The sequence below is a fragment of the Streptomyces sp. NPDC060366 genome, from assembly GCF_042725135.1.
GTDB lineage: Bacteria > Actinomycetota > Actinomycetes > Streptomycetales > Streptomycetaceae > Streptomyces.
Genome location: NZ_JBHXDC010000047.1, coordinates 1 through 5,457 on the forward strand (window position 1 = coordinate 1; position 5,457 = coordinate 5,457).

Sequence of the window (5,457 nt, forward strand, 5' to 3'; positions counted from 1 at the left end):
CATGCGTCGATGGACTGGGCGTAGACGGGCTCGGTCGTCAGGAGGTCGGCGGTCATGAGCGGCCATTGGGCGCCCTGGCCGGGGAAGACGAACACCGTCTTTCCCTGCGGACGGGTCACACCGGTCACGACGTGCGCGTTGGGAGCGCCCTCGCCCAGAGCCGTCAGGCCGTCCATCAGCTCCGCACGCCCGGTCGCGACAACCGCGCCCCGATGGGCCAGGGCCGCGCGGGTCGTGGTCAGGGCGTGCGCGACCTGACCGAGCGTGACCTCCGGGTGCGCGGTCAGGTGAGAGTACAGCCGCGAAGCCTGGGCACGCAGCGCCTCGGACGTGTGGCCCGACACGGGCCAGACCACGACACCCGACCCGGACTCAGGCTCGGACTCCCCTTCAGGTTCGGTGACTTCGGCCGCCGGTGCCTGTTCCAGGATGACGTGCGCGTTCGTCCCGCTCATGCCGAAGGAGGACACACCGGCCCGCCTCGGCCGGTCCTCCCCGACCGCCCACGGGGTGTTCTGCGTGAGGAGCTCTACCGCTCCTGCCGACCAGTCGACATGCGGCGTCGGCTCGTCCACGTGCAGCGTCGCCGGGAGTACGCCCTCCCGCATCGCCATGACCATCTTGATGACACCGCCTACACCGGCAGCCGCCTGCGTGTGGCCGAGGTTCGACTTCAGCGACCCCAGCCACAACGGAGCATCTTCCGGCCGGTCCTGACCATAAGTAGTGAGGATGGCCTGGGCCTCGATCGGGTCACCGAGAGCAGTGCCGGTGCCATGCGCCTCGACCGCGTCCACATCGGCCGCCGTCAGGCCCGCGTTCGCGAGTGCCTGACGGATGACACGCTGCTGCGAAGGCCCGTTCGGAGCCGTCAGACCATTTGACGCACCATCCTGATTGACCGCCGAACCCTTTACCACCGCGAGCACCTGGTGCCCGTTGCGTTGGGCGTCCGACAGACGCTCCACGAGCAGCAGTCCGACACCTTCCGACCAGCCGGTGCCGTCCGCACCGGCCGCGAACGGCTTGCACCGGCCGTCCGGTGCCAGTCCGCCCTGGCGCGTGAACTCCGTGAAGCACCCGGGCGCGGCCATGACGGTCACACCGCCGGCCAGTGCCAGCGACGACTCGCCGTTCCTCAGTGACTGGCACGCCAGGTGCAGCGCGACCAGCGACGACGAACACGCCGTGTCGATCGTGAGCGCCGGGCCCTCCAGGCCGAACGTGTAGGAGACACGGCCGGACGCGACGCTCAGCGCGCTCCCGATGCCGATTTGGCCCTCGAACCCCTTGGGGGTGTCGGTGAGCCGGGAGAGGTAGTCCTGCGAGATGACACCGGCGAAGACACCGGTGTCGCTCCCTTGGAGTGACATGGGGTCGATGCCGGCCCGCTCGAAGGCCTCCCAGGACGTCTCCAGCAGCAGCCGGTGCTGCGGGTCCGTCGCCACCGCCTCGCGCGGACTGATCCGGAAGAGTTCCGGATCGAACTTGGCGGCATCGTAGAGGAAGCCACCGGACGACGTCGCGGAAGTGCCCGTGCGTTCCGGGTCCGGGTCCATCAGCCGTTCGATGTCCCAGCCGCGATCGGTCGGGAAGCCACCGATCCCGTCCCGTCCTTCGGCGAGCAACTGCCACAGGTCCTCCGGCGAGGAGACCTCACCCGGGAAACGGCAGGCCATTCCGATGATGGCGATCGGCTCGTCGTGCGCGATCGGCGCAACGGCGTCGGTCTCGGTGGCCGGCAGCGTGCCGAGCAGTTCCGTGAGGAGGAAGCGGGCCGCCAGGATCGGCGTCGGATGGTCGAAGATCAGGGTCGTCGGGAGCTGGAGACCGGTCGAGGCGGTGAGCCGGTTGCGTACCTCGACGGCGGTCAGCGAGTCGAAACCCAGCTCCCGGAAGGTGCGGTCGGCCTCGATGGCCGCCGCGTCACCACGTACCAGCACGGTCGCCACATGGCTCCGTACCAGGTCCAGAAGGTGCCGCTCCCGCTGCTCGGGGGCCAGCAGGGACAGTGCCTCCGCCAGCGAGCCGCCCTTGCCCGCGGACGCGCCCGAACCCCGGGCCGCGCGGGACACACTGGCGCGCCGGGGCTGCACCAGCGCGCGCAGGAGCGGCGGCGGGGCCGTCGAGCCCAGAGCCCGGGTGTCCAGCCCGGTCGGCAGCAGGAAGGGCCGGTTCTCGGCCAGACCAACATCCAGCAGTGCCAGCCCCTGGGGCGTGGTCAGGGGTACGACCCCCGCGCGACTCACCCGCGCCGCATCCGCGCCGTCCAGGTGCTGTGTCATCCCACTGGACTCGGCCCACAGTCCCCACCCGAGTGAGGCCGCGGGCAGACCCCGCCGGTGGCGATGGGCGGCCAGGGTGTCCAGGAAGACGTTCGCCGAGGCGTAGTTGGCCTGGCCAGGCGCACCGAATGTCGCGGCGGCGGAGGAGAAGAGGATGAACGCGTCGAGGTCGCAATCCGCTGTGAGTTCGTGGAGGTTCCAGGCGGCGTCGACCTTGGGGGCGAGCACGGTGGTGAGCTGCTCGGGGGTGAGACGGTCGACCGTCGCGTCGTCGAGGACGCCGGCGGTGTGGATGACGGCGGTGAGGGGGTGCTCGGCGGGGATGCTGTCCAGCAGAGCGGTGAGCTGCTCGCGGTCGGCGGCGTCGCACGCGGCGATACGGACGTCCGCGCCCAGCGCGGTCAGCTCCTCCCGAAGCTCCCGCGCCCCTCCCGCGTCCGGGCCGGACCTGCTGGTCAGCAGCAGGTGCCGGGCACCGTGTTCGGTGATCAGGTGGCGGGCCGTCAGCGCACCGAGCGTTCCGGTGCCTCCGGTGACCAGGACGGTGCCCTCGGCGCGCAACGCGGAAGGCAGCGTCAGCACGACCTTGCCGATGTGCCGGGCCTGGCTCAGGTAGCGCAGCGCCTCCGGTGCGCGTCGGATGTCCCACGCGGTGACGGGGAGCGGGCTCAGCACCCCCTCCTCGCACAGCGTTCGGAGCTCCTCCAGCATCTCCTGGATGCGCTCGGGCCCGGCGTCGCCCAGGTCGAACGCCTGGTAGACGGTGCCCGGGTACGCCTCCGCTACGGCCTCGGAGTCCCGGATGTCCGTCTTGCCGATCTCGATGAAGCGTCCACCGTCGGAGAGCAGCCGCATCGAGGCGTCGGCGAAGTCCCCGGCGAGCGAGTTGAGTACGACGTCGACACCGGCACCCCCCGTCGCGCCGCGGAAGTGCTCCTCGAAGTCGAGGGTGCGTGACGACGCGATGTGCGCGTCATCCAGGCCGTGCGCGCGCAGGACGTGCTGCTTGCCGGTGCTCGCGGTCGACAGGATCTCGACCTGCCAGTGCCGCGCGAGCTGGAGCGTGGCCATGCCGACGCCACCGGCGCCCGCGTGGACCAGAAGCCGCTCACCGGGCTCTATCGCGGCCAGGTCCACCAGCCCGTAGTACGCCGTGAGGAAGACGATCGGGACGGTGGCGGCCTCCGCGAAGGTCCAGCCCTGCGGGATGCGTGTCAGCAGCCGGGCGTCCGTGACGGTCACCGGGCCGGTGCTGGTGAACAGTCCCATCACCCGGTCACCGGAACGCAGATGCGTGACGTCCGGCGCCACCTCCAGGACCACACCGGCGCCCTCGCCGCCGACGGCGCGAACATCGCTGACCATGCCGAGGGTGACGACGACATCGCGGAAGTTCAGGCCCGCCGCGCGGACGGCGACCCGTACCTCACCGGGGGCCAACTCCGCCGACGCCTCAGGAGACTCGACCAGGGCGATGTGGTCCAGGGTCCCCTGCCCCGTCACACCGAGGCTCCAGTCCGACACGCCTGCGGGGACGGCTAGCGCCTCCTCGGCCGAGAACCGGCCCAGACGGGCCGCGAGCGGCCGGCCCTCACGTACGGCCACCTGCGGTTCGCCGCTGAGCACGACGGCCGGCAGAGCGGCTGCCGACTCCGGTTCACCGTCCACGTCGACCAGCAGGAACTTGTCCGGGTGTTCCGACTGCGCCGAGCGCAGCAAACCCCACACGGACGCGGATACGACGTCGGAGACCGGGTCTCCGGGCTCGGCCGCCACCGCCCCGGACGTCACCACGACGAGTCGTGCCGACGCCAGCGACTCGTCACGCAGCCAGCGTTGGACGAGCGCGAGCAGGCGGGTGCCGAGCTGCCGTACACGGGCGGGCACAGGCTCGTCGTCCGCATCCGTGCCGCGATCCAGGACGGGGAGGAAGACCGTCGCCGGTACTTCGGCCCTGTCCGCCAGCCGGTCGAGGTCCGCGGGCCCCTCGCACCCGACGGCCGCGGCCAGCGAGGCGGCGAACTCGGCCGCGTTGTCGGCGGCGCTGTTGTCGTCCGCGCTGCCGTCCGTGAGCGGGGCGAGAACGGCGTACTGGCGGCTGCTCCCGGCACCGACCTCCGGAAGCGTGACGGGCGACCAGTCCAGGCTGAACAGAGTGTCGCGGTACGGATCGGACTCGTCGGCCCGGTGCAACTGAGCGACGTCGAGAGGCCGCAGCGTCAGCGTGTCGATATGTCCTACCGGTTGTCCCTCGGGATCCGCGAGGGTGATCCGGGCGGTGGTGGGCGTCAGCCTGCGGACATGCGCCCGGAGAGCCGACGCGCCGGTGGCGTGCAGGTCGACTCCGCTCCAGGAGAAGGGGAGCTGGGCTTTCCCGTCCTCGTCCCCGTCCTGGTCTGTGCCGGGGGTCAGGCCGAGGGCGTGGAGGGTGGCGTCGAGGAGTGCGGGGTGGATGCCGTAGCCGTCCGGGTCGGCGTCCTCGCCGAGCGCGATCTCCGCGTACACGTCGTCGCTGTCGCCCGAACGCCAGGCCGCCGTCAGACCCCGGAAGGTGGGGCCGTAGTGGTAACCGTGCTCGGCGAGGTCGTCGTACAGCGTGTCGACGGGCAGTGCCTCGGCACCGGCCGGCGGCCAGGCCGTGAGGTCTTCGGCGGGGGCCGGGGGCGTCGCCGTGAGATGGCCGGTGGCGTGCAGGGCCCACGACTCGCCGTCCTCGGCGCGCGAGTGGACGGTGACCGGACGCCGTCCGCTCCCGTCCTCGTCGGCACCGGCGGTCACCTGGAGATGGACGCTGCCGGTCTCCGTCATGACGAGCGGGGCCTGGAGCGTCAGCTCCGCCAGGTGGGGATGGCCTGTGTGCTCACCGGCGTGCAGGGCGAGATCCACGAACGCGGTGCCGGGCAGCAGCACGGCTCCTGCGACCGCGTGGTCCGCGAGCCACGGGTGCGAGCGCAGACTCAGGCTTCCCGTGAACGTGACGGCGCTCCCGCCGTCCGCGAGCTCAACCGCGGCACCGAGCAGGGCGTGTGCCGTACGGCGGAGTCCAAGACTCGCCGGATCGCCGCTGTTTGCCGGTGCGTTGAGCCAGTAGTGGTGGTGTTGGAAGGCGTAGGTGGGGAGGGTGGGGTGGTGGTTGGTGGGCTGGGTGGTGGTGGGCCAGGTGAGGGGGGTG

General features: G+C 71.4%; 1 protein-coding gene. It reads right to left on the bottom strand.

Annotated features, from left to right (window positions below):
- Positions 1 to 5,457 (bottom strand): SDR family NAD(P)-dependent oxidoreductase (locus ACFWHU_RS38450; protein WP_387230999.1); only part of this gene is annotated, 5,457 nt, incomplete at both ends.